Here is a 22,278-nt window from a genome sequence, read left to right as displayed (position 1 = left end):
CCGGCGGGCGCCCCCTCGAGGCGCCGCCGGCTGCCGGAGAATTCCCAATGCCCACCGAAATCCTGATGCCGGCGCTGTCGCCGACCATGACCGAGGGCACGCTCGCGAAGTGGCTGAAGCGCGAGGGTGACGCGGTGAAGTCGGGCGACGTCATCGCCGAGATCGAGACCGACAAGGCGACCATGGAGGTCGAGGCGGTCGACGAAGGCACCATCGGCAAGATCCTGGTGCCCGAGGGCACCGAGGCCGTGGCCGTGAACACCCCGATCGCCATCCTGCTCGGCGATGGCGAGAGCGCGGGCGACATCGCCCAGGCCAACGGCAAGGCCGCCCCGGCGGCCGAGCCTTCGGCGGAAGCGCCGAAGGCCGAGGCGCCGAAATCCGAGGCCCGGGCGCCCGCCGCCCCGGCCGCGCCGCCGGCAAGCAAGGCGCCGCCCGCCACCGACGAGGACAGGTTCTTCGCCAAGACCAAGCGCATCACCGTGCGCGAGGCGTTGCGCGACGCCATGGCCGAGGAGATGCGGCGCGACCCGACCGTGTTCCTGATGGGCGAGGAGGTTGCGGAGTACCAGGGCGCCTACAAGGTCAGCCAGGGCCTGCTCGAGGAGTTCGGCGCCAAGCGCGTGATCGACACCCCGATCACCGAGCACGGCTTTACCGGCCTCGGCGTCGGCGCCGCCTATGCCGGGCTGCGGCCGATCGTCGAGTTCATGACCTTCAACTTCGCCATGCAGGCGATCGACCAGATCATCAACTCGGCGGCCAAGACGCTGTACATGTCCGGCGGCCAGATGGGCAGCCCGATCGTGTTCCGCGGCCCGAACGGCGCCGCGTCGCGCGTCGGCGCCCAGCACAGCCAGGACTATGCCAGCTGGTACGCGCATTGCCCGGGCATGAAGGTGGTGTCGCCCTGGTCGGCGGCGGATGCCAAGGGCCTGCTGAAATCGGCGATCCGGGACCCGAACCCGGTGATCTTCCTCGAGAACGAGATGCTCTACGGCCAGAGCTTCGACGTGCCGGAGGATCCCGACTTCATCGTCCCGATCGGCCGCGCCAAGATCGTGCGTTCGGGCAAGGACGTGACCATCGCCGCCTATTCGATCATGGTCGGCAAGGCGCTGGAGGCGGCCGAGACCCTGGCCGCCGAAGGCATCGACGCCGAGGTCATCGACCTGCGCTCGATCCGGCCGCTCGACGTCGAGACCATCGTCAACTCGGTCAAGAAGACCAACCGCCTGGTCTCGGCCGAGGAGAGCTGGCCCTTCGCCGGCATCGGCTCGGAGCTGGCGGCGCTGATGATGGAGCACGCCTTCGACTATCTCGACGCCCCGGTCGGGCGCGTCTGCTCGGTCGACGTGCCGCTGCCCTATGCGGCCAATCTCGAGCATCTCGCGCTGCCGCAGGCATCGCACATCGTGGCGGCGGCCAAGACCGCCTGCTACCGCTAAGGCGCCGGACAGGGGAGGGATCGATGACGATCAACATTCTGATGCCGGCGCTGTCGCCCACGATGACCGAGGGCACGCTCGCCACCTGGCACAAGAAGGAAGGCGACAAGGTCAAGTCCGGCGACGTGATCGCCGAGATCGAGACCGACAAGGCGACCATGGAGGTCGAGGCGGTCGACGAAGGCACCATCGGCAAGATCGTGGTGCCGGAAGGCACCGAGAACGTGCCGGTCAACGAGGTCATCGCCATCCTGCTGGAGGAGGGCGAGGATGCCGGTGCGCTGAAGGGCGGCGCGCCCGCGCCGAAGGCCGAGGCGAAAGCCGAGGTTCCGGCCGAGCCGAAGTCTGAAGCCAAGGCCGAAGCCCCGGCGGCGCAGCCCGCTCCGGCCGTCAAGCCGGCGACCAACGGCCATGACGACAGCCGCGTCTTCGCCAGCCCGCTGGCCCGCCGCATGGCGCAGCAGGCCGGGGTCGACCTGGCGGCGCTGCAGGGCAGCGGCCCGCATGGCCGCATCGTGAAGGCGGATATCGACGCGGCTGTGGCCGGCGGCGCTCCCGCCGCCAAGCCGGCCGCCGCGGCGCCCGAGGCGGCGAAGCCCGCGCTTGCCGCTCCGGCCGCGAAGCCGGCGGCCGCCGGCGGTCCGAACGCCAAGCAGCTGGCCGATGCCTTCGGCATCCCGTACAGCGAGCAGAAGCACAGCAACATGCGCAAGACGGTGGCGCGCCGGCTCCTGGAGTCGAAGCAGACCGTCCCGCATTTCTACCTGACGGTCGACATCGAGCTCGACGCGCTGCTGAAGCTGCGCAAGGAGCTGAACGACCGCGGCGACGTCAAGCTGTCGGTCAACGACCTGATCATCAAGGCGGCGGCGCTGGCGCTGCGCAAGGTGCCGGCGGCCAACACCTCCTGGACCGACGAGTCGATGATCCAGTACGAGCGGGTCGACGTCTCGGTCGCGGTGGCGACCCCGGGCGGCCTGATCACCCCGATCATCAAGGACGCCGATCGCAAGGGCCTGGGCACGATCTCCGGCGAGATGAAGGACCTGGCGGCCCGCGCCCGCGACGGCAAGCTGAAGCCCGAGGAGTACCAGGGCGGCACCTTCTCGATCTCCAATCTCGGCATGTTCGGGGTCAAGGACTTCGCGGCGATCATCAACCCGCCGCAATCCTGCATCCTGGCGGTCGGTGCCGGCACCCAGCGGCCGGTGGTCAAGGACGGCGCGCTGGCCATCGCCACGGTGATGAGCTGCACGCTGTCGGTCGACCACCGCGCGGTCGACGGCGCGGTCGGGGCCGAATACCTGGCCGCCTTCCGGGCGCTGGTGGAAGCCCCGCTGAGCATGATGCTCTGATCGCTTGCGGGGGCCGGCACCATCCGGCCCCCGACCGGCGACCCCGTGATCGCCTCCGCCGGGATGCGGGTGGCAGCAAGGAGACACGACAGTGGCTGATACCAGCTTCGACGTCCTGGTGATCGGCGGCGGCCCGGGCGGCTATGTCGCCGCGATCCGCGCTGCCCAGCTGGGGCTGAAGACCGCGCTGGTCGAGCGCGAGCATCTCGGCGGTATCTGCCTGAACTGGGGCTGCATCCCGACCAAGGCGCTGCTGCGCTCCTCCGAGATCTCGCATCTGCTGAAGCATCTCGACCAATATGGCTTTTCTGCCAAAGACATCAGTTTCGATCTTAAGAAGGTGGTTGATCGGTCGCGCAAGGTCGCTTCGCAGCTGTCCGGCGGCGTCAAGCACCTGCTGAAGAAGAACAAGGTGCCGGTGTTCGACGGCAGCGCGAAGCTGCTCGGCGACGGCAAGGTCGAGGTGGCGCTGAAGGCCGGCGGCAAGGAGACGCTGGCGGCCAAGCACATCATCATCGCCACCGGCGCGCGGGCCCGGAACCTGCCGGGGCTGGAGGCCGACGGCAAGCTGATCTGGAGCTACAAGGAGGCGATGGTCCCGCCGACCATGCCGAAGTCGCTGCTGGTCATCGGCTCGGGCGCCATCGGCATCGAATTCGCCAGCTTCTACCGGAACATGGGCGCCGAGGTGACCGTGGTCGAGATGCTCGACCGCGTGCTGCCGGTGGAGGACGAGGAGATCTCGGCCTTCGCCAGGAAGCAGTTCGAGAAGCAGGGCATGCGCATCCTGGTCGGCGCCAAGACCCAGAAGCTGGAGAAGGGCGCCGACAGCGTCACCGCCACCATCGAGGTCGGCGGCAAGACCGAGAAGATCACCACCGACCGGGTGATCCTGGCGATCGGCATCGACGGCAATGTCGAGAACATCGGCCTGGAGAACACCAAGGTGAAGGTCGACCGCGGCCACATCGTGGTCGGCCCGTATCTCGAGACGGCCGAGCCGGGCGTCTACGCCATCGGCGACGTCGCCGGCGCGCCCTGGCTGGCGCACAAGGCCAGCCATGAGGGCGTGATCTGCGTCGAGAAGATCGCCGGCCAGCATCCGCACCCGATCGAGGTCACCAACATCCCGGGCTGCACCTACTGCACGCCGCAGGTGGCGTCGGTCGGGCTGACCGAGGCCAAGGCCAAGGCGGCGGGATACGAGGTCAAGGTCGGCCGCTTCCCCTATATCGGCAACGGCAAGGCGATCGCGATGGGCGAGCCGGAGGGCATGGTCAAGACCGTGTTCGACGCCAAGACCGGCGAGCTGCTGGGCGCCCACATGGTCGGCGCCGAGGTCACCGAGCTGATCCAGGGCTACGTCGTCGCCAAGACCGGCGAGCTGACGGAAGCGGAGCTGATGCACACCATCTTCGCGCATCCGACACTCAGCGAGATGATGCATGAGAGCGTCCTGGACGCTTACGGCCGCGCAATCCACTATTGAGCAAAGCGAGCTTGGCTTCGTGCGGCGTTTCCCCATCTTTGGGTGAGGCGCCGCCGGAACCGGCCGCAACCCCGCAAGGACGATCATGTCCGCTGTAGAGCCCCATCTCCGCCACCCCGAAAAGGCCAACCGCCCGGACAACCCGATCCAGCGCAAGCCCGCCTGGATCCGGGTCAAGGCGCCGGTCTCGGCCGAGTACAACCAGACCCGCCGGCTGATGCGGGACCTCAAGCTGAACACGGTGTGCGAGGAGGCGGCCTGCCCCAACATCGGCGAGTGCTGGGCCAAGGGCCACGCCACGGTGATGATCCTGGGCTCGGTCTGTACCCGGGCCTGCGCCTTCTGCAACATCGCCACCGGCCGGCCCGACCAGCTCGACCCGCATGAGCCGCAGCATGTCGCCGAGGCCGCCGGCCGGCTTGGGTTGAGCCATATCGTCATCACCTCGGTCGACCGCGACGATTTGGACGACGGCGGCGCCCGGCATTTCGCCGAAACCATCCGCGCGGTTCGCGCCGCGGCGCCGGACACGACCATCGAGATCCTCACTCCCGACTTCAAGAACAAGCCAGGAGCCGTTGAAATCGTTGTCGAAGCGCGACCGGACGTCTTCAACCACAACCTTGAGACCGCGCCCCGCCTGTATCCCTCGATCCGGCCCGGCGCCCGCTATTTCACCTCGCTGCAGCTGCTGTCGCGGGTGAAGGAGCTGGACCCGACGATTTTCACCAAATCCGGCATCATGGTCGGCCTGGGCGAGACGGCGGAGGAGGTCGGGCAGGTGATGGACGACCTGCGCGCCGCCGATGTCGACTTCATGACCATCGGCCAGTACCTGCAGCCGACGACCAAGCACGCCAAGCTGGACCGCTTCGTCACGCCGGAGGAGTTCCAGAGCCACGAGAAGATCGGCCGGGCCAAGGGTTTCCTGATGATCTCGGCCTCGCCGCTGACCCGGTCCTCCTATCACGCCGGCGCCGATTTCGAGAAGCTGAAGGCCGCCCGCCTGGCCAAGCTGGCCGCCGCCTCCGGATCGATCGACCTGGTCGCGCTGGCACAGGGCGCCTGAAGGTCGCACTGGCGGGAGGCCGCCGACGGTCTAATCTAGGTCGTCGAGCCGTCCCGCGGATCCATCATGCCGTCATACACCGAACGCCGTGTCCTGCCCTTCACGCCCCAGCAGCTCTATGAGCTGGTGGCGGATATCGAGGCGTATCCCAGCTTCCTGCCCTGGTGCCTGGCCGCGCGCATCCGCAAGCGTGAGGGCAATGTGCTGACGGCCGATCTGGTCATCGGCTTCAAGATGATCCGCGAGCGCTACACCAGCCGGGTCACGCTGACCCCCGGCAGCCGGATCGACGTCGCCTATGTCGACGGGCCGATGAAACGGCTGACCAATTGCTGGCACTTCCTGCCGCATCCGAATGGCTGCGAGATCGACTTCCATGTCGATTTCGAGTTCCGCTCGCGGGTGCTGCAGACCCTGATCGGCGCGGTGTTCCACGAGGCCTTCCGCCGCATGGTCGCCGCCTTCGAGACCCGGGCGCGGGCGCTCTACGGCGATCGCGCCTCGGTGCCTGCGGCCGCCGCCGAGGGCGGCTGATCCAGTCCGGCCGTGGTGAAGCGCGGCGCCAGGGTGCGATCGGCGCAGAGCGTATCGAGCGGCGCCGCCGGCATGTCGATGAAGCGGGCCACAAGCTCCGGCGCGCAGCTCTCCGTGCTCAGGATCGAATGGCTGCCGGCCCGGAACTCCACCACTCGGCCATTGGTCAGGGTCCGCGCTGCGATATAGGCGTATTCCGGCGGCGTGATCGGGTCGAAGCTGCCCGCCAGCAGCAGGGTGGGCGTGGCGCTCGACACCGCCACCGCATCGACCGCCGAGATCGGCGGCACATGCCAGGAATCGCAGACCTGCCACTCCAGCGCATAGGCGGCGTCGCCGCCATAGGGCTCGGAGGCGGCCACCGACGCGGCCAGCGTGTCGCGGGTGGCGAAGGGCCAGCTCTCGCTGCAGGCGACGCTCAGCGCCAGCCCGTCCGACCGGTTCGGCCCGCCGCTGAACACCGGCCCTATCCAGGGGGAGAGGGCGCTCAGGTCGCCGCGCGCCACCTTGTCGATCAGCTCCGGCAGGTCGGGCAGGACGGCCGGGTCGTAGAAGGTGGCGTAAAGCGCGTCGAGCACGATGCCGTCATCGACCCGGATGCTGCGCCGGGCCTGGCGGATCGTCTCCGGCTGGGATCGCAGCTGCGCCAGCATGCCGTCGAAGCGCGCCTCCAGCAGCGGGTACTCGGCGTCGCAGTCGGGGCTGGATTTGCACTCGCCGAACAGCCGCCGGAACACGCGGGCGATCAGCGCCGGCTGGGTGTCGAGGTCGAAGATCCCCGGCGGGTAGACGCTGTCCAGCACGGCGCTGCGCACCCGGTCGGGGAAGTCGCGCATCACCGCCAGCGCCACCCGGGTGCCGTAGGACACGCCAACCAGATTGTAGCTCTCATAGTTCAGCGCGGCGGCGATGTCGTCGACATCGGCCGCGGCCTCGGCGGTGGTGTAGGCCGACAGGTCGATGCCAGAGCGGGTCAGGCGGTCATGGCAGCGCACCGCCGCCGGCCGTTCCAGCGCCAGCACCTCGGCCCGGCCCATCCCCGGCTTCCAGTTCCGCTCGGAGATGCGGTCGAGCTCCGGGCAGTCCAGGCTGGGCCGCGACTGGCCGACGCCGCGCTGGTCGAAGACGATGAAGTCGCGCGCCTCGCGGATCGGCCGGCTGATCTGCCACCATGTGTCGGCATCGTCGCCGAAGGCGGCATCGCCGGGGCCGCCGTTGAGGAAGATCACCGGGTCCGGCAGCGGCGATTGGGCCCGGCTGTGCAGCACCGCGACATAGAGGCGGAGGCTGCGGCCGCGCGCGCCTTCGCGATGGGCCGGCACGGCGACGAAGCCGCAGGTCGCCCGCTCGCCGCGCGGCACGGCGAAGACGCAGCGCGTGCTCTCGAAGCCGGAGGCCGCGGAAGCCGGAAAAGCGAACAGGATCAGGGCGCCGAAGGCGAGAAGGGGCCAAAGATTCGAGGCCGGAGGCAGGCGCACTGGCACGATACTTTCGTGTGAGTCTCGCCGGCCATGATGCGGTGCGCCCCGCCGGCCGGCAACCCGCGTCAGCCGGCGTGGGGGGATGCGGTTTTCGCAGCTTGCGCGCCGGCCAGCAGCAGCTCCAGCGCCAGCCGCAGCGCCTGGGCCCGGACCGCGGCCCGGTCGCCGGCGAAAACACGCTGTTCCGTGCGCGTCGCCGCACCCTGGCGGGCGAGGCCGAAATGCACCAGCCCGACCGGCTTGCCCGGGGTGGCGCCGCCCGGCCCGGCGATGCCGGTGACGGCCACGGCCAAGCCGACCCGGGCGCGGAGCAGTGCCCCCGCGGCCATCGCCGCCGCGACCTCGGCACTGACCGCGCCCTTGTCGGCGATCAGCTGCGTCGGCACGCCCAGCAGCTCGACCTTCGCCGCGTTGGAATAGGTGACGAAGCCGCGCTCAACCACGTCGGAGGAGCCGGCGATCGCCGTCAGCGCCGCCGCCACCAGCCCGCCGGTGCAGCTTTCCGCCGTCGCCAGCGTCAGCCCGCGGGCCCGGCAGGACTCCAGCACCTGCGTGGCCAGGGCGAGATCCGCATCGTCGATCATGCCAGCCCTCCCGCCAGCACCGCCGCGCAGACCGCGGCGGCAACCGCGCCCGCGGCGATGTCGTCCAGCATCACGCCCCAGCCGCCGCCGAGCTCGCGGTCGAGCCAGGAGATCGGCCAGGGCTTGGCGATGTCGAGCAGCCGGAACAGGGCGAAGGCGAGGGGGTAGAGCCACGGCAGCCCGGCCACCGGGGCCAGGGCCAGCAACTGGCCGGCCACCTCGTCGATCACGATGGCGCTCGAATCCGCCTCGCCGCCGCGGCAGACGGCGCCAGCCGCCCAGATCCCGATCAGGCCGACGACGACACCGGCGATCGCCACCGCCGCCGGTCCGCCCAGCCGCCACAGCAGCCAGGCGAGGGGCAGGGCGGCCAGCGAGCCCCAGGTGCCGGAGGCCACCCGGATCAGCCCGATCCCGCCGACTGTCGCCAGCAGCGTCGAGGGCTGCCAGAAAGTGCAGCCGGGAGGGAGCGGCCGGAATGACGGCATCAGCGCTCGATCCGGACGCTCGCCGAGGCCTGGGCGGCAATGCCCTCCTCGCGGCCGGTGAAGCCGAGCCGCTCGGTCGTGGTGGCCTTGACGCTGACCCGTTCGGCGTCGATGCCGAGGATCTCGGCGATCCGGGCCACCATGGCGGTGCGATGCGGGCCGATCTTCGGCCGCTCGCACAGCAGCGTCACATCGACGTTGAGGATCGTGCCGCGGGCCCGCACCAGCTCGGCGGCATGGGCCAGGAAGGCGGCGGAATCGGCGCCGCGCCAGCGTTCGTCCGAGGGCGGGAAATGCTGGCCGATATCGCCGGCGCCAATGGCGCCCAGCAGCGCGTCGGTCAGGGCGTGCAGCCCGACATCGGCGTCGGAATGGCCTTCCAGCTTGGCGACGTGGGGGATGCGGATGCCGCACAGGATGACGGCGTCGCCGGTGATCAGGCGGTGCACGTCGAAGCCGGTGCCGGTCCGGATGTCGGCGACGCCGCCGAGCAGTCGTTCCGCGCGGGTCAGGTCCGCCTCCGTGGTGATCTTGAAGTTGTCGACATGGCCTTCGACCAGGCGCACGGCGATGCCCTGGCGCTCGGCCACGGCGGCATCGTCGGTCAAGGCCTCGCCGGCGGCGGCACGGTGGGCGCCCAGCAGGGCGGGGAAATCGAAGCCCTGCGGCGTCTGCGCCTGCCACAGGCCGCTGCGGTCGACCGTGCCGACGGCGATGCCGGACTCGGCCCGCTTGATCGTGTCGACCACCGGCACCGCGGCGATCGCGGCCTCCGCATCGGCCAGGGCGTCGAGCACGCGGTCGATCGTCGCGCGGTCGACCAGCGGCCGGGCCGCGTCATGCACCAGGACAAGATCCGGCGCCCGCGGCGCCAGCCATTCCAAGGCCGCGCGGACGCTGTCCTGCCGGGTAGCGCCGCCGATCACCGGCTCGGGCAGGCCGAGGCCGGCGGTGGCGGTCTCGTAGATCGGCCGGTGCTCGTCACGGATCACCACGACGATGTCGTCGAACCGGCCGGTGGCGCGGAACGCTTCGACCGACCGGCGCAATACCGAGCTGCCGGCCAGCGGGCGGTACTGCTTGGGCAGTGAGCCGCCGAACCGCTCGCCGGTTCCGGCGGCGACGATGACGGCGGCGTGGCGTGGCATGATCCGCTCGGTCTCCTGGACGAAAGGCGCCGCACGATAGGGCGGCGCCCCCGGGGAGACAAGCGGAAGGCACTTGCGGGCCTTATTGCGGGATCAGCCGACCCCGGCGGTTCTCGAGCCGGCCCCCGTCGCTGTCGGCCGGCGTCATTGGGCCAGCAGGCGACGCCTGCCCGCCGGCCGGCAGCCACACCTTGCTGCTTGACCAGCGCCGCCGGCGGCGCCGCGGCAGCGTCATGTTGTCTCTATGCCGCGAGGAACACCAGAATCAGGGTCGGATGCCATGTCTGCTTATTGGTTAGGCAAAACTTTCATTGGACAAAATTTAGGCGATAGGCTGATCTGGCGCCTGCAATCCTTTCGTCGCTCATGCCCAACCTGAAACCGATCTCCATCGCCGCGGCCCAGCCGCAACCGGATCCCTTCGCGCTGCTGGCCTCGCTGCCGGTGGCGGTGCTGGCGGTCGGCCGCGACCGGGTGATCCGCTTCGTCAACCTGGCCGCGCAGCAGCTGCTCGATGCCAGCGAATCCGCCCTGCTGGGCCAGGACCTGACCGGCTTCGTGCCGGGCGACAGCCCGCTCTTCGCCCTGATCGACCAGGCGATCCAGCAGGACCGCAGCGTCGGCGACTACGGCATGCTGCTGGAAAGCCCGCGGATCGGGCGCCGCACCGTCTCGGTGACGGTCGCACCGCTGGTCGATCCGCCCGATCTCGCCGTGCTCAGCCTGTTCGAGGAATCGGTGGCACGGCGGATCGACACCCAGCTGAACCGCCGCCATGCCGCCCGGTCGATGACCGCGATGGCGGCGATGCTGGCGCATGAGATCAAGAACCCGCTCTCCGGCATCCGCGGCGCCGCCCAGCTGCTGGAGCAGACGGTCGGCGACGAGGACCGGGCGCTGACCCGGCTGATCTGTGAGGAGACCGACCGCATCGTCCGGCTGGTCGACCGCATGGACGCCTTCTCCGACCCCAGCCCGCTGAACCGTGACCCGGTCAACATCCATGAGGTGCTGGAGCGGGCGCGCCAGGTGGCGCAGACCGGCTTCGGCCGCCATGTCCGCTTCATCGAACGCTACGACCCGTCGCTGCCGCCGGTGTCGGGACACTTTGACCAGCTTGTCCAGGTCTTCCTGAACCTGATCAAGAACGCGGTCGAGGCGGTGGCGGAGGATGGCGAGATCGTCCTGACCACCGCCTATCAGCGCGGCGTGGCGATCGCGGTGCAGGGCACCAGCCAGCGCCTGAACCTGCCGCTGATGGTGGCGATCCAGGACAATGGCCCGGGCATCCCGGACGACCTGAAGGACCATCTGTTCGACCCCTTCGTCACCACCAAGGCGGAGGGCTCCGGCCTCGGCCTGTCGCTGGTGGCCAAGATCGTCGGCGACCATGGCGGGCTGATCGGCTTCGAGAGCGAGCCGCGCCGCACGGTGTTCAAGATTTCCCTGCCGATCCACGCCGAACCGGTGGCGCACGGCGAAGACAACGGAAGCGAAGCATGACCAGCGGGACCATTCTGGTCGCGGATGACGATCGCGCCATCCGCATGGTGCTGACCCAGGCCCTGTCGCGCCTCGGCCACGAGGTGCGCAGCACCGGCACCGCCTCGACCCTGTACAAATGGATCCAGGACGGTGTCGGCGACCTGATCATCACCGATGTGATGATGCCGGACGAGAACGGGCTGGACCTGCTGCCGCGGATCAAGAAGCTGCGGCCGGAGCTGCGCGTCATCGTCATGAGCGCGCAGAACACCCTGCTGACCGCGGTCAAGGCGACCGAGCGCGGCGCCTTCGAATACCTGCCCAAGCCGTTCGACCTGAAGGAGCTGGTCGGGGTGGTCGAGCGCGGCCTGACCCTGCCGCGCCAGGACGGGGGCGAGCGGCGGGAGCCCGAGGACGGCGAGGAGGCGATGCCGCTGATCGGCCGGTCGCCGGCGATGCAGGAGATCTACCGGGTGATGGCCCGGCTGATGGCGACCGACCTGACCGTGATGATCGCCGGCGAGAGCGGCACCGGCAAGGAGCTGGTGGCCCGGGCCCTGCACGATTACGGCCGCCGCCGCTCCGGCCCCTTCGTCGCCATCAACATGGCGGCGATCCCGCGCGACCTGATCGAATCCGAGCTGTTCGGCCATGAGAAGGGCGCCTTCACCGGCGCCCTGTCGCGCTCCACCGGCCGGTTCGAGCAGGCCCAGGGCGGCACGCTGTTCCTGGACGAGATCGGCGACATGCCGATGGAGGCGCAGACCCGGCTGCTGCGGGTGCTGCAGGAGGGCGAGTACACCACGGTCGGCGGCCGCACCCCGATCCGGGCCGATGTCCGCATCGTCGCCGCCACCCATCGCGACCTGCGCACCATGGTGCGGCAGGGGCTGTTCCGCGAGGATCTGTTCTACCGGCTCAACGTCGTGCCGATCCGGCTGCCGCCGCTGCGCGAGCGGTCGGAGGACATCCCGGCCCTGGTCAGCCACTTCATGCGCCGCGCCGCAGCCGAGGGGATGAGCGAGAAGGCGCTGGACAAGCGGGCGATGGAGCGGCTGACGCGGCACCGCTGGCCCGGCAATGTCCGCGAGCTGGAGAACCTGGCCCGGCGGCTCTGCGCCCTCTATTCGCAGGAAACGATCGGCATCGATGTGGTCGAGGCCGAGCTGAGCGACGCCCTGCCGCAGGCCGGGATGGTCGAGCCCGGCGTGGAGCCGGCCGGAGAGGGATTGTCGGCCGCGGTCGAGCGCCATCTGCGCGACTATTTCGCCGCCCATGCCGGCAGCCTGCCGGCCAGCGGCCTGTACGACCGGGTGCTGCGCGAGGTCGAGCGGCCGCTGATCACGCTCAGCCTGGCCGCCACCCGCGGCAACCAGATCCGGGCGGCCGAGCTGCTGGGCCTCAACCGCAACACCCTGCGCAAGAAGATCCGCGAGTTAGACATTCCGGTGGTCCGTGGCCTAAGCTAGGCCGCTTGACCGTAGCGCCTGCAGAACCGCCGATGACAACCAACGCCGCGAGCCCGACCTCTCTCTGGCGGCAGCTTTACCAATGGGCGGCCCGGGTCGGGCTGGAGAACAAGCTGGCGGTGGTGCTGATCTTCGCCGCCGTCGCCTCCGGCATCGCGACCTACACCGCACTCAGCACCAACTCGCTGTTCGGCAAGGACGCGGACCGGGTGTCGCTGCTGCTGGTGCTCGACCTGACCATCCTCCTGATGCTCGGCGCCATCGTGGCGCGGCGGCTGGTCGGAATCTGGGCGGAGCGGCGCCGCGGCTCGGCCGGGTCACGCCTGCATGTTCGGCTGGTGGCGCTGTTCGCCGTGGTGGCGGTGGCGCCCGCCATCCTGGTCGCGATCTTCTCCGCCGTGATCTTCAACATCGGCGTGCAGACCTGGTTCTCCGAACGGGTCTCGACCGCGATCAACGAATCGCTCTCGGTCGCGCAGGTCTATCTCGAGGAGAACCAGAAGAGCATCCGCTACGCCGCACAGAGCATCGCCTACACGGTCGAGCGGGCCTACGCCCAGTATCCGGAGTTCATATCCGGCAACCGGTCCGCCCTGGTCGGCATCCTCAGCAGCATGACCTCGACCTACGGCATCCCGGACATCCGGATCATCGACCGCAAGGGCCAGATCGTCGCCGAATCCGCCTTCGCCAAGGGCCTGAAGCTGGAGATGGTCGGCCAGGAACATTTCGAGCGGGCGACCTCCGGCGATGCCGGCTACGGCCCGGTCGAGCTGATCGTCGACAGCGAGAGCGACCGGGTGCGGGCGCTGGTGCGGCTGAACGGCTTTCCCTTCGAGGCCTTCCTCCTGATCGGCAAGCAGGTCGACCCGGAGGCGCTGGCCTATGTCGAGCAGACCAAGGGTGCGGTCGCCGACTACCGGGCGCTGGAGGGACGGCGGTCGCAGTTGCAGCTGATCTTCACCGCGATCTACGTCACCGTGGCGGTGCTGTTGCTGATGGCCGCGGTCTGGATCGGCCTGGTCTTCGCCGACACGCTGGTGCGACCGCTGCGCGAGCTGATCATGGCGTCGGAGCGGGTGCGGGCGGGTGACCTGTCGTACCGGGTCCAGGGCAGCGACAGCACCGACGAGCTCGGCAGCCTGGCCCGGTCGTTCAACCGCATGACCAACCAGTTGGAAAGCCAGCGCCGCGAGCTGATCGAGGCCAACCGCCAGCTCGATCAGCGCCGCCAGTTCACCGAGACCGTGCTGTCCGGCGTCTCGGCCGGGGTACTCGGCCTCGACCAAGACGGCCGGGTCCATCTGCCGAACCGCTCTGCCACCGATCTGCTCGGCCGCTCGGTCGACGAGCTGGTCGGCCATTCCCTGGAGGCTGCGGTGCCGGAGATGGCCGATCTGATCGAGAGCGCCCGCAGCCGCCAGGGCCGGGTGGTGGAAGGTCAGGTGAAGATCCGCCGCCACGGCGAGATGCGTACCCTGCTGGCTCGCATCGCCGCGGAACGGCTGGATGGCGAGATCCAGGGCTTCGTCGTCACCTTCGACGACGTCACCGAGCTGCTGTCGGCGCAGCGAAAGGCGGCCTGGGCCGACGTGGCCCGCCGGATCGCGCATGAGATCAAGAACCCGCTGACCCCGATCCAGCTCTCGGCCGAGCGGCTGAAACGAAAATATCTCAAGCAGATCACGGATGATCCGCAGACCTTCATCACCTGTACCGAGACCATCGTCCGTCAGGTCGGCGACATCGGCCGGATGGTCGACGAATTCTCGGCCTTCGCCCGCATGCCGACGCCGGTGATGAAGACGATCGACCTGTCGGAGACCTGTCAGCAGGCGCTGTTCCTGCAGCGCAACGCCCATGCGAAGATCGGCTTCGCCTTCAGCCAGCCCGACTCCCGTCCATTGGTGCCGTGCGACTCCCGGCAGCTGTCCCAGGCGGTCACCAACCTGCTGCAGAATGCCGCGGACGCGATCGAGGGCCGCCTCGCCGCGGGCCACGACCTGCCGAAGGGGCAGGTGCGGATGGTGCTGGACTATGCCGATGACGAGGCCTGGATCACGGTCGAGGACAACGGCAAGGGCCTGCCAGCGGTCGACCGCGATCGGCTGACCGAACCCTATGTCACCACCCGCACGAAGGGCACCGGATTGGGGCTCGCCATCGTCAAGAAAATCATGGAGGATCACGGCGGCCGGCTGGTCCTCGAGGACCGCCCGGGCGGTGGGGCCCGGGTGAGCCTCGTCTTTCCGTTGGAACAGGCAGGCGTGCCGGCCGTTCCAACCGGCGACGAGCCGGATGCATCGACCGATCGGGTGACAGCTGCGGGCTCCAAGGACGCGGTGGGCCATGGCGCATGACATTCTCGTCGTCGACGACGAGGCGGATATTCGGATGCTCATCTCGGGCATCCTGGAGGACGAAGGCTATACGACGCGGGAAGCCGGCGACACGACGCAGGCGCAGCACGAGCTTGCCTCGCGCCAGCCCAGCCTGGTGATCCTCGACGTCTGGCTGCAGGGCAGCCCGATCGATGGACTCGAGCTGCTCGACATCATCCGGCGCGACCATCCCGGCGTGCCGGTGCTGATGATCAGCGGCCATGGCAACATCGAGACCGCGGTCACCGCGATCAAGCACGGCGCCTACGATTTCATCGAGAAGCCGTTCAAGTCGGACCGGTTGCTGCTGATGGTCGACCGCGCCATCGAGGCGGCGCGGCTGCGGCGCGAGAATGCCGAGCTGCGGCTACGCGCCGGCACCGAGGTCGAGCTTGTCGGTGCGTCGCCGATGATCGGCCAGCTGACCCAGCAGATCGAACGCGTGGCGCCGACCGGCAGCCGGGTGATGATCACCGGCCCCGCCGGCGTCGGCAAGGAGGTGGTGGCCCGCCAGCTGCACGCCTTGTCCAAGCGCGCCGAAGGCCCGTTCATCGCGCTGAACTGCGCCGCGATGCATCCGGACCGGCTGGAGGAGGAGCTGTTCGGCGTCGAGGTCATGGTCGACGGCGCCATCACCACCCGCAAGGTCGGCACCTTCGAGCAGGCGCATGGCGGCACGCTGCTGCTGGACGAGGTGGCGGACATGCCGCTCGCCACCCAGGGCAAGATCGTCCGGGTGCTGCAGGAGCAGACCTTCGTCCGCGTCGGCGGCGCCACCAAGGTCGAGGTCGACGTCCGGGTGATCGCCTCCTCGAACAAGGATCTGCCGAGCGAGATCGCCGAAGGCCGGTTCCGCGAGGACCTGTACTACCGGCTCAACGTCGTGCCGATCGCGGTGCCGCCGCTGGCCAGCCGGCGCGAAGACATCCCGCTGCTGGCCCGCCATTTCATGCAGCGCGCCGCCGACGGCCAGGGCCTCATGCCGCGCCAGGTCGGCGAGGACGCCATGGCGGCGCTGCAGGCCTACAGCTGGCCGGGCAATGTCCGGCAGCTGCGCAACGTCGTCGAATGGCTGCTGATCATGGCGGCGGGCGACAACAGCATGCCGATCCATGCCGACATGCTGCCGCCGGAGATCGGCGCCATCGCCCCGGCGGTGCTGCGTGGCGACCGCGGCAGCGAGATCATGGGGCTGCCGCTGCGCGACGCCCGCGAGCTGTTCGAGCGCGAGTACCTGATCGCCCAGGTCACCCGCTTCGGCGGCAACATCAGCCGCACCGCCGAGTTCATCGGCATGGAGCGCTCGGCCCTGCATCGCAAGATGAAGAGCCTGGGCGTGCACGGTGCCGGCGACCGCAAGCTGGTCGACTGACGGTCGCAGAGGAACGGGAGACATCGGGGAATGGCGCGCGACGCCTATGTCAACGGGCGCTATGTGCCGCATGCCCGGGCGGCGGTGCATATCGAGGACCGCGGCTTTCAGTTCGCCGACGGCGTCTATGAGGTGGTGTGCATCCGCCAGGGCCGCCTGATCGACGAGGACGGCCATCTCGACCGGCTCGACCGCTCGCTGCAGGAACTGCGCATCGCCTGGCCGTGCGAGCGGCGGGTGCTGCGGCTGATCATGCGGCGGCTGCTGGAGCGCAACGGCGTGCGCGACGGGCTGATCTACCTCCAGGTCACCCGTGGCGTCGCGCCCCGCGACTTCCGCTTTCCCGCCGCGGCCCGGCCGACCCTGGTGATGACCACGCGGCGGACGACGCTGGCGCCGCATGGCCGCACCGGCGTGCGCGTCATCACCATCCCCGACATCCGCTGGAAGCGCCGCGACATCAAGTCCGTCGGCCTCCTGCCCCAGGTGCTGGGCAAGCAGGAGGCGGCGGAGCGCGGCGCCTTCGAGGCCTGGCAGGTGGACGAGGACGGCTTTGTCACCGAGGGCACCTCGTCCAACGCCTGGATCCTGACCGCGGACGGCGTGCTGGTCACCCGCCCGGCCAGCCACGAGATCCTCAACGGCATCACCCGCCAGTCGATCCTGAAGATCGCGGCGGCGGAAGGGGTGCGCTTCGAAGAGCGGCCGTTCAGCCTGGAGGAGGCTTTTGCCGCGCGCGAGGCCTTCCTCAGCAGCGCCACCAGCTTCGTCACCCCGGTGCTGCAGATCGACGACCGCTCGGTCGGCGACGGCACGCCCGGGCCGCTCGGCCGACGGCTGCTGGAGGCCTATGTCGCCCATGCCTCCAGTGCCGGCGCAACATGACAATGCACCATTGTTCCCTTTTCTCCGGGCCGGCGCTTCCCATATTGTCGGACGGTGCCACATCGTGTGGCTCGGGCCCCTCGGGGCTCCAATAAAATCAAGCAGCAGGATCCAACTAATGTCGGAAAAGGCACAGAACGTTCAGGACGTGTTCCTCAACAACGTCCGGAAGAACAAGATCCCGGTGACCATCTTCCTCGTCAACGGGGTAAAGCTGCAGGGTATCATCACTTGGTTTGACAACTTCTCGGTCCTGCTCCGCCGCGACGCCCATTCGCAGCTTGTATACAAGCATGCGATCTCGACGGTGATGCCGGCGCATCCGATCCAGCTGTTCGAGCCGCAGAAGGAAGAGGCCTGATCCCTTTGGGCCAGACTTCAGGGCCAAATCCCGGTGCGGATGGCGCGTCCTCGGGACGCGCCATCGTCATCCACCCGGTTCTGCCGGGCACCCGCAACGAGTCAGGGCGGACCGCCGAGGCCTCGCTGGAGGAGGCGGTCGGGCTGTCGCGCGCCATCTCGCTCGATATCGCCGAGGCCCGCTGCGTCCGGGTGTCGCGGCCGCAGCCTTCGACCCTGATCGGCGAGGGCGCGCTGGAGGAGCTGTCCTCGGTGGTCGCCGCCACCGAGGCCGGGCTGGTGGTGGTCGACGCCACCCTCAGCCCGGTGCAGCAGCGCAACCTCGAGCGCCGCTGGAAGGTCAAGGTGATCGACCGCACCGGCCTGATCCTCGAGATCTTCGGCGAGCGCGCCCGTACCCGCGAGGGCCAGTTGCAGGTCGAGCTGGCGCATCTCAGCTACCAGCGCTCGCGCCTGGTGCGGTCCTGGACCCATCTCGAGCGGCAGCGCGGCGGCGCCGGCTTCCTCGGCGGCCCCGGCGAAACCCAGATCGAGCTGGACCGCCGCCAGATCGACGACCGCATCATCCAGATCAAGCGCCAGCTCGACGACGTCCGCCGCACCCGGTCGCTGCACCGCGACGCCCGGGCCCGCGTGCCGTACCCGGTGGTGGCGCTGGTCGGCTACACCAATGCCGGCAAGTCGACGCTATTCAACCGCCTGACCCGGGCCACGGTGCTGGCCAAGGATATGCTGTTCGCCACGCTGGACCCGACCATGCGGGCGATCGAGGCGGGGCAGGGGCGGCGGATCATCCTGTCCGACACCGTGGGCTTCATCTCCGACCTGCCGACCCATCTGGTCGCGGCCTTCCGGGCGACGCTGGAGGAGGTGCAGGCCGCCGACCTCATCCTGCATGTCCGCGACATCGCCCATCCCGACACCGAGGCCCAGCGCGAGGATGTCGAGGGGGTGCTGCGCGACCTCGACATCGACATCGATTCCGACGGGCGGGTGATCGAGGTCCTGAACAAGGCCGACCTGCTGCCGGAGCCTGAGCGCGAGACCTTGTCGACCGCGGTGCGTCGGCGCGGCCATGACGCGGCGGTGATCTCGGCCCTCACCGGCGAGGGCTGCGACGGGCTGATGGAACTGATCGCCCGCCGCATCAACGCCGACCGCGAGACCATGACCGTCAAGCTCGACATCGCCGACGGCCGCACTCTGGCCTGGCTGCACGAGCATGGCGAGGTGCTGGAGGCGCGCGACGACGGCGCCCATCTCTTCATCCGCGTCCGCCTTCATCCCAACGATGCCGCGCGGCTGCACCGCCAGCTCGGCACCGCCCCCCGCCACTGAGAGTCAGTCGATGCTGCGCCTGCCTGATATCGACACGGTCGCCGCCCTGATCGCGGAGACCGCGCAGGAGCTGATCCTGCCGCGCTTCGGCCGGCTGGAGGAGGGCTCGGTGATGGAGAAGGCGCCCGGCGACCTCGTCACCATCGCCGACCAGGAGAGCGAGATCCGCCTGGCCGCGCGGCTGCCCGAGTTGCTGCCCGGCTCGCTCGTGGTCGGGGAGGAGGCCTATGCCAATGACCCGGCCGTGCTCGACCTGCTCGACGGCGACGACCCGGTCTGGATCGTCGACCCGGTCGACGGCACCGCCAATTTCGTTGCCGGCCGGCCGCGCTTCGGCACCATCGTCGCCCTGGTGCAGCGGGGCGAGACGCTGATGGGCTGGATCCACCTGCCGGTCGACAACCGCACCGCCTGGGCGATCCGCGGCGAAGGCGCCTTCATCGACGGCCGTCGCCAGACTCTGGCCGCGCCCGGCCCGCTGGCGACGCTGCGCGGCGGCTTCAACCTGGCCAAGCGGCCGCCCGGCTACGCCGTGGCGGTGATGCGGCTGCGCGACGCCGTCGCCTCGCACATCCATGTCAACTGCGCCGGCGCCGATTACATCGACGCCGTCGAGGGCCGGATCGACATCCTGGCCTATCGCAAGCTGTTTCCCTGGGACCACGCCGCCGGCACGCTGCTGCATGCCGAGGCCGGCGGCTGGGCCGCGGTGCTGGACGGCACCCGCTACCGCCCGACGCTGCGCCATGGCCCGATCCTGGTGGCGCCGGACGAAGCCAGCTGGCGCGCCGCCCGCGCCGCCATGGGCGAGATCGCGGCCGCGGCCTGAGCCCGGCCGAACCCGACACCAACCCGCGAAGGAAGCATCATGTCCCGCACCACCACCGCCTCCGGGCTGGAAATCGAGGATATCGAGGTCGGCACCGGCGACGAGGCGAAGGCCGGCGTCACCGTGACGGTGCACTACACCGGCTGGCTGCAGAACGCCGACGGCAGCGCCGGCAAGAAGTTCGATTCCAGCAAGGACCGCAACGAGCCGTTCCGCTTCCCGCTCGGCGGCGGCCGGGTGATCCGCGGCTGGGACGAGGGCGTGCAGGGCATGAAGATCGGCGGCAAGCGCCGCCTGGTGATCCCGGCCGCGCTGGGCTACGGCGCCCGCGGCGCCGGCGGCGTGATCCCGCCGAACGCGACCCTGATCTTCGACGTCGAGCTGCTCGGCGTCTGATCCTCGCCCGCGCCCCGGGCTTGACCCGGCCCGGCCCCTGCTAGGACAATAGGCCGAGCAGGGGCGGCAGGGCTGCCCTGAATACAGATATTTATCTCAAAATTTTTACATATTTCTGGGAGGCGCACGTGGCGATCTTCAACGGCGACGACAACCCGAACGTCATCAACGGCACGCCCGGCAATGACATCATCAACGGCTTCGGCGGCGACGATGTGCTCGACGGCGGCGACAGCGACGACCAACTGTTTGGCGGCCAAGGCAATGATGTGCTCCACGGGGGGGACGGCCACCAGACCTTTGATGGCGGTGACGGGGTGGATACCGTCACCTATTTCGACAACTCCCGGGGAGGGGTGGTCAATCTCGACACTGGGACAGGCCAGATAGGCCTTGCCTACCCCAGCTTCTATACCCTGATCGGCATCGAGAATGTCATCGGCTCCAACACAGGCGGCGACGAACTGACCGGGAACAGCGGCGCCAATGTCCTGCGGGGCGAGGGCGGCAACGATCTGCTCCGCGGTGGGGCCGGTGCCGACACGCTCGACGGCGGTGACGACGTGGACACCGCAAGCTATTTCGCCGGCATGGCGGCGGTGACGGTCGATCTCACCACCGGTACCGGCATGGGCGGCGATGCCCAGGGCGACACGCTGGTCGGGATCGAGAACGTCAGCGGCACCAATGCTGGCGGCGACACCCTGACCGGCGACAGCGATGGCAACACTCTGATCGGCTGGGCCGGAGCCGATGTGCTGCACGGTGGGGCCGGGAACGACACGCTCGAAGGCGGAAACGGCAACGACACCCTCGATGGCGGGGCCGGGGTGGATACGGCGAACTATATCAACGATACCTCAGGGGTAACCGTCGATCTCACCCTCGGAATCGGTGCCGGCGGCGACACCCTGACCGACACCCTGATCGGCATCGAAAATGTCATAGGCTCCAATGTCGGCGGCGACAAGCTGACCGGAGACAGTGGCGCCAATATCCTGAGCGGCTACAACGGCGACGACGTGCTCCGTGGTGGCGCCGGCGCCGACGTCCTCGATGGCGGATCCCTGGACCAGGACACTGCGACGTATTCCGACAGTGCGTCGGGGGTTACGATCAATCTCGCCGCCCGCGCCGGCCCGTACGGCGACTCCGGCACCGGCACGGGCGGCGACGCCCAGGGCGACCTGCTGACGGACATCGAGATTGTCATCGGCTCCGCCTTCAACGACACCCTGACCGGCACCTGGCGCTACTACGAGACCCTGCAGGGCGGGGGCGGCAACGATCTGCTCCGCGGCGGGGCTGGCGAAGACAAGCTCATCGGCGGTGACGGGGTGGACACCGCGACCTATTACGACAGTGCTTCGGCGGTGACGGTCAATCTCGGCACCGGCACGGGCGGTGACGCCCAGGGTGACGCCCTGAGCGGCATCGAGAACCTCACCGGCTCGAATGTCGGCGGCGACAGCCTGACCGGCGGCAGCGGCGCCAATGTCCTGAGCGGGTGGGGCGGCGACGACAAGCTCTATGGCGGGTCCGGGGCCGACAGGCTCGACGGCGGCGCCGGTGTCGACTTCACGTCCTATTACACCAGCACTGCGGCGGTGCGGGCGAATCTGGCCGCCGGCACCGCCTCCGGCGGCTTCGCCCAGGGCGATGTCCTGGCCTCGATCGAGAACGTCAACGGCTCCAGCTTCAACGACACCCTGACCGGCAGCAGCGCCGCCAATGCGCTGGGCGGCCTGGCCGGCAGCGACACGCTCACCGGCGGCGCCGGCGCGGACCGCTTCGTCTATGCCGCCATCAGCGATAGTGCGGTCGGGGCCAATGCCGACCGGATCACCGATTTCAGCCACGCCCAGGGCGACCGGATCGACCTGTCAGGGATCGATGCGAATGGCGGCGGGCTCGGCAACGCCGCCTTCAGCTTCATCGGCACCGGCCTGTTCACCGGCGTGGCCGGGCAGCTTCGCTTCGCCGTGACAAGCCCCGGGGTCACCACCATCGCCGGCGACGTCAACGGAGATGGCACCTCGGACTTCCACATCCAACTCACCGGCAACCTGGCCCTAGTCGCCGGTGACTTCGTGCTCTGATCAGGCCGGCTTGACCCGGCCCGGCCCCTGCCAGGACAATGGGCCGAGTAGGGGGCGGGCCGGGGCAT

19 protein-coding genes are annotated in these 22,278 nt (G+C 69.3%); 15 read left to right on the top strand and 4 right to left on the bottom strand.

All coding sequences use genetic code 11. From position 1 onward, the window contains the following. Window positions 1–47: 47 nt before the first annotated feature. From QFZ27_RS25820 to QFZ27_RS25800, 5 genes are all read left to right on the top strand, one after another. Window positions 48–1,448 carry a pyruvate dehydrogenase complex E1 component subunit beta gene (locus QFZ27_RS25820; protein WP_429229329.1) on the top strand — a complete coding sequence of 467 codons (1,401 nt, stop codon included), beginning with the start codon at window positions 48–50 and terminating at the stop codon, window positions 1,446–1,448. A gap of 23 nt (window positions 1,449–1,471) precedes the next feature. Beyond that, window positions 1,472–2,803 carry a pyruvate dehydrogenase complex dihydrolipoamide acetyltransferase gene (locus QFZ27_RS25815; RefSeq protein ID WP_429229328.1) on the top strand — a complete coding sequence of 444 codons (1,332 nt, stop codon included), beginning with the start codon at window positions 1,472–1,474 and terminating at the stop codon, window positions 2,801–2,803. 91 nt (window positions 2,804–2,894) lie between these two features. Then, complete coding sequence (gene lpdA / locus QFZ27_RS25810; protein ID WP_429229327.1) at window positions 2,895–4,292, top strand: dihydrolipoyl dehydrogenase; 1,398 nt, start codon at window positions 2,895–2,897, stop codon at window positions 4,290–4,292. Window positions 4,293–4,377: 85 nt separating this feature from the next. After that, window positions 4,378–5,361: a lipoyl synthase gene (gene lipA / locus QFZ27_RS25805; protein WP_429229326.1), complete on the top strand. Its 984-nt coding sequence runs from the start codon at window positions 4,378–4,380 to the stop codon at window positions 5,359–5,361. Between the two features lie 66 nt (window positions 5,362–5,427). After that, a complete protein-coding gene (locus QFZ27_RS25800) occupies window positions 5,428–5,895 on the top strand; it encodes a type II toxin-antitoxin system RatA family toxin (RefSeq protein ID WP_429229325.1) in 468 nt (155 codons plus the stop codon). Here the strand turns inward: QFZ27_RS25800 and QFZ27_RS25795 are convergent. The 4 genes from QFZ27_RS25795 to QFZ27_RS25780 form a co-directional block, all read right to left on the bottom strand. Continuing rightward, the gene (locus tag QFZ27_RS25795; protein ID WP_429229324.1) at window positions 5,847–7,379 is read right to left on the bottom strand and encodes an alpha/beta fold hydrolase; all 1,533 of its coding nucleotides are present in this window, start codon (window positions 7,377–7,379) and stop codon (window positions 5,847–5,849) included. The two genes, QFZ27_RS25800 and QFZ27_RS25795, sit on opposite strands and share 49 nt — an antisense overlap. 62 nt (window positions 7,380–7,441) lie before the next feature. Beyond that, entirely contained in the window at window positions 7,442–7,960 is a 519-nt protein-coding gene (locus tag QFZ27_RS25790; RefSeq protein ID WP_429229323.1) for a CinA family protein, read from the bottom strand. Next, the gene (locus QFZ27_RS25785) at window positions 7,957–8,448 is read right to left on the bottom strand and encodes a phosphatidylglycerophosphatase A family protein (protein WP_429229322.1); all 492 of its coding nucleotides are present in this window, start codon (window positions 8,446–8,448) and stop codon (window positions 7,957–7,959) included. The genes QFZ27_RS25790 and QFZ27_RS25785 overlap by 4 nt, the downstream gene beginning before the upstream one ends. Beyond that, the gene (locus tag QFZ27_RS25780) at window positions 8,448–9,596 is read right to left on the bottom strand and encodes a bifunctional 2-C-methyl-D-erythritol 4-phosphate cytidylyltransferase/2-C-methyl-D-erythritol 2,4-cyclodiphosphate synthase (RefSeq protein WP_429229321.1); all 1,149 of its coding nucleotides are present in this window, start codon (window positions 9,594–9,596) and stop codon (window positions 8,448–8,450) included. Before QFZ27_RS25780 ends, QFZ27_RS25785 begins: the two co-directional genes overlap by 1 nt. A gap of 366 nt (window positions 9,597–9,962) precedes the next feature. Here QFZ27_RS25780 and QFZ27_RS25775 point away from each other — a divergent pair, with 366 nt between their 5' ends. The 10 genes from QFZ27_RS25775 (at window position 9,963) to QFZ27_RS25730 (ending at window position 22,210) form a co-directional block, all read left to right on the top strand. Continuing rightward, entirely contained in the window at window positions 9,963–11,099 is a 1,137-nt protein-coding gene (locus tag QFZ27_RS25775) for a two-component system sensor histidine kinase NtrB (RefSeq protein ID WP_429229320.1), read from the top strand. Further along, complete coding sequence (gene ntrC / locus QFZ27_RS25770; protein WP_429229319.1) at window positions 11,096–12,550, top strand: nitrogen regulation protein NR(I); 1,455 nt, start codon at window positions 11,096–11,098, stop codon at window positions 12,548–12,550. Before QFZ27_RS25775 ends, ntrC begins: the two co-directional genes overlap by 4 nt. A 32-nt stretch (window positions 12,551–12,582) precedes the next feature. Beyond that, the gene (locus QFZ27_RS25765) at window positions 12,583–14,910 is read left to right on the top strand and encodes a sensor histidine kinase NtrY-like (RefSeq protein ID WP_429229318.1); all 2,328 of its coding nucleotides are present in this window, start codon (window positions 12,583–12,585) and stop codon (window positions 14,908–14,910) included. Beyond that, window positions 14,900–16,303, top strand: coding sequence for a nitrogen assimilation response regulator NtrX (gene ntrX, locus QFZ27_RS25760; RefSeq protein ID WP_429229317.1), 1,404 nt, complete (start codon window positions 14,900–14,902; stop codon window positions 16,301–16,303). The genes QFZ27_RS25765 and ntrX overlap by 11 nt, the downstream gene beginning before the upstream one ends. Window positions 16,304–16,333: 30 nt before the next feature. Beyond that, window positions 16,334–17,188, top strand: a complete 855-nt coding sequence (locus QFZ27_RS25755; protein WP_429229316.1) for a D-amino-acid transaminase — start codon at window positions 16,334–16,336, stop codon at window positions 17,186–17,188. A 118-nt stretch (window positions 17,189–17,306) separates the two neighbouring features. Beyond that, window positions 17,307–17,549 carry an RNA chaperone Hfq gene (hfq, locus tag QFZ27_RS25750; RefSeq protein ID WP_026870608.1) on the top strand — a complete coding sequence of 81 codons (243 nt, stop codon included), beginning with the start codon at window positions 17,307–17,309 and terminating at the stop codon, window positions 17,547–17,549. A gap of 5 nt (window positions 17,550–17,554) precedes the next feature. Continuing rightward, window positions 17,555–18,886 carry a GTPase HflX gene (hflX, locus tag QFZ27_RS25745; protein WP_429229315.1) on the top strand — a complete coding sequence of 444 codons (1,332 nt, stop codon included), beginning with the start codon at window positions 17,555–17,557 and terminating at the stop codon, window positions 18,884–18,886. A 10-nt stretch (window positions 18,887–18,896) separates the two neighbouring features. Then, window positions 18,897–19,715: an inositol monophosphatase family protein gene (locus tag QFZ27_RS25740; RefSeq protein WP_429229314.1), complete on the top strand. Its 819-nt coding sequence runs from the start codon at window positions 18,897–18,899 to the stop codon at window positions 19,713–19,715. A gap of 39 nt (window positions 19,716–19,754) precedes the next feature. Then, complete coding sequence (locus QFZ27_RS25735; protein ID WP_429229313.1) at window positions 19,755–20,111, top strand: FKBP-type peptidyl-prolyl cis-trans isomerase; 357 nt, start codon at window positions 19,755–19,757, stop codon at window positions 20,109–20,111. A gap of 128 nt (window positions 20,112–20,239) precedes the next feature. Next, a complete protein-coding gene (locus QFZ27_RS25730) occupies window positions 20,240–22,210 on the top strand; it encodes a beta strand repeat-containing protein (RefSeq protein ID WP_429229312.1) in 1,971 nt (656 codons plus the stop codon). Window positions 22,211–22,278 lie beyond the last annotated feature (68 nt).

Origin of the sequence: Inquilinus ginsengisoli (assembly GCF_050434925.1) — a bacterium.
In the GTDB taxonomy this organism is placed as follows: domain Bacteria; phylum Pseudomonadota; class Alphaproteobacteria; order DSM-16000; family Inquilinaceae; genus Inquilinus; species Inquilinus ginsengisoli_B.
This window is presented reverse-complemented; position numbering and strand designations above follow the sequence as displayed.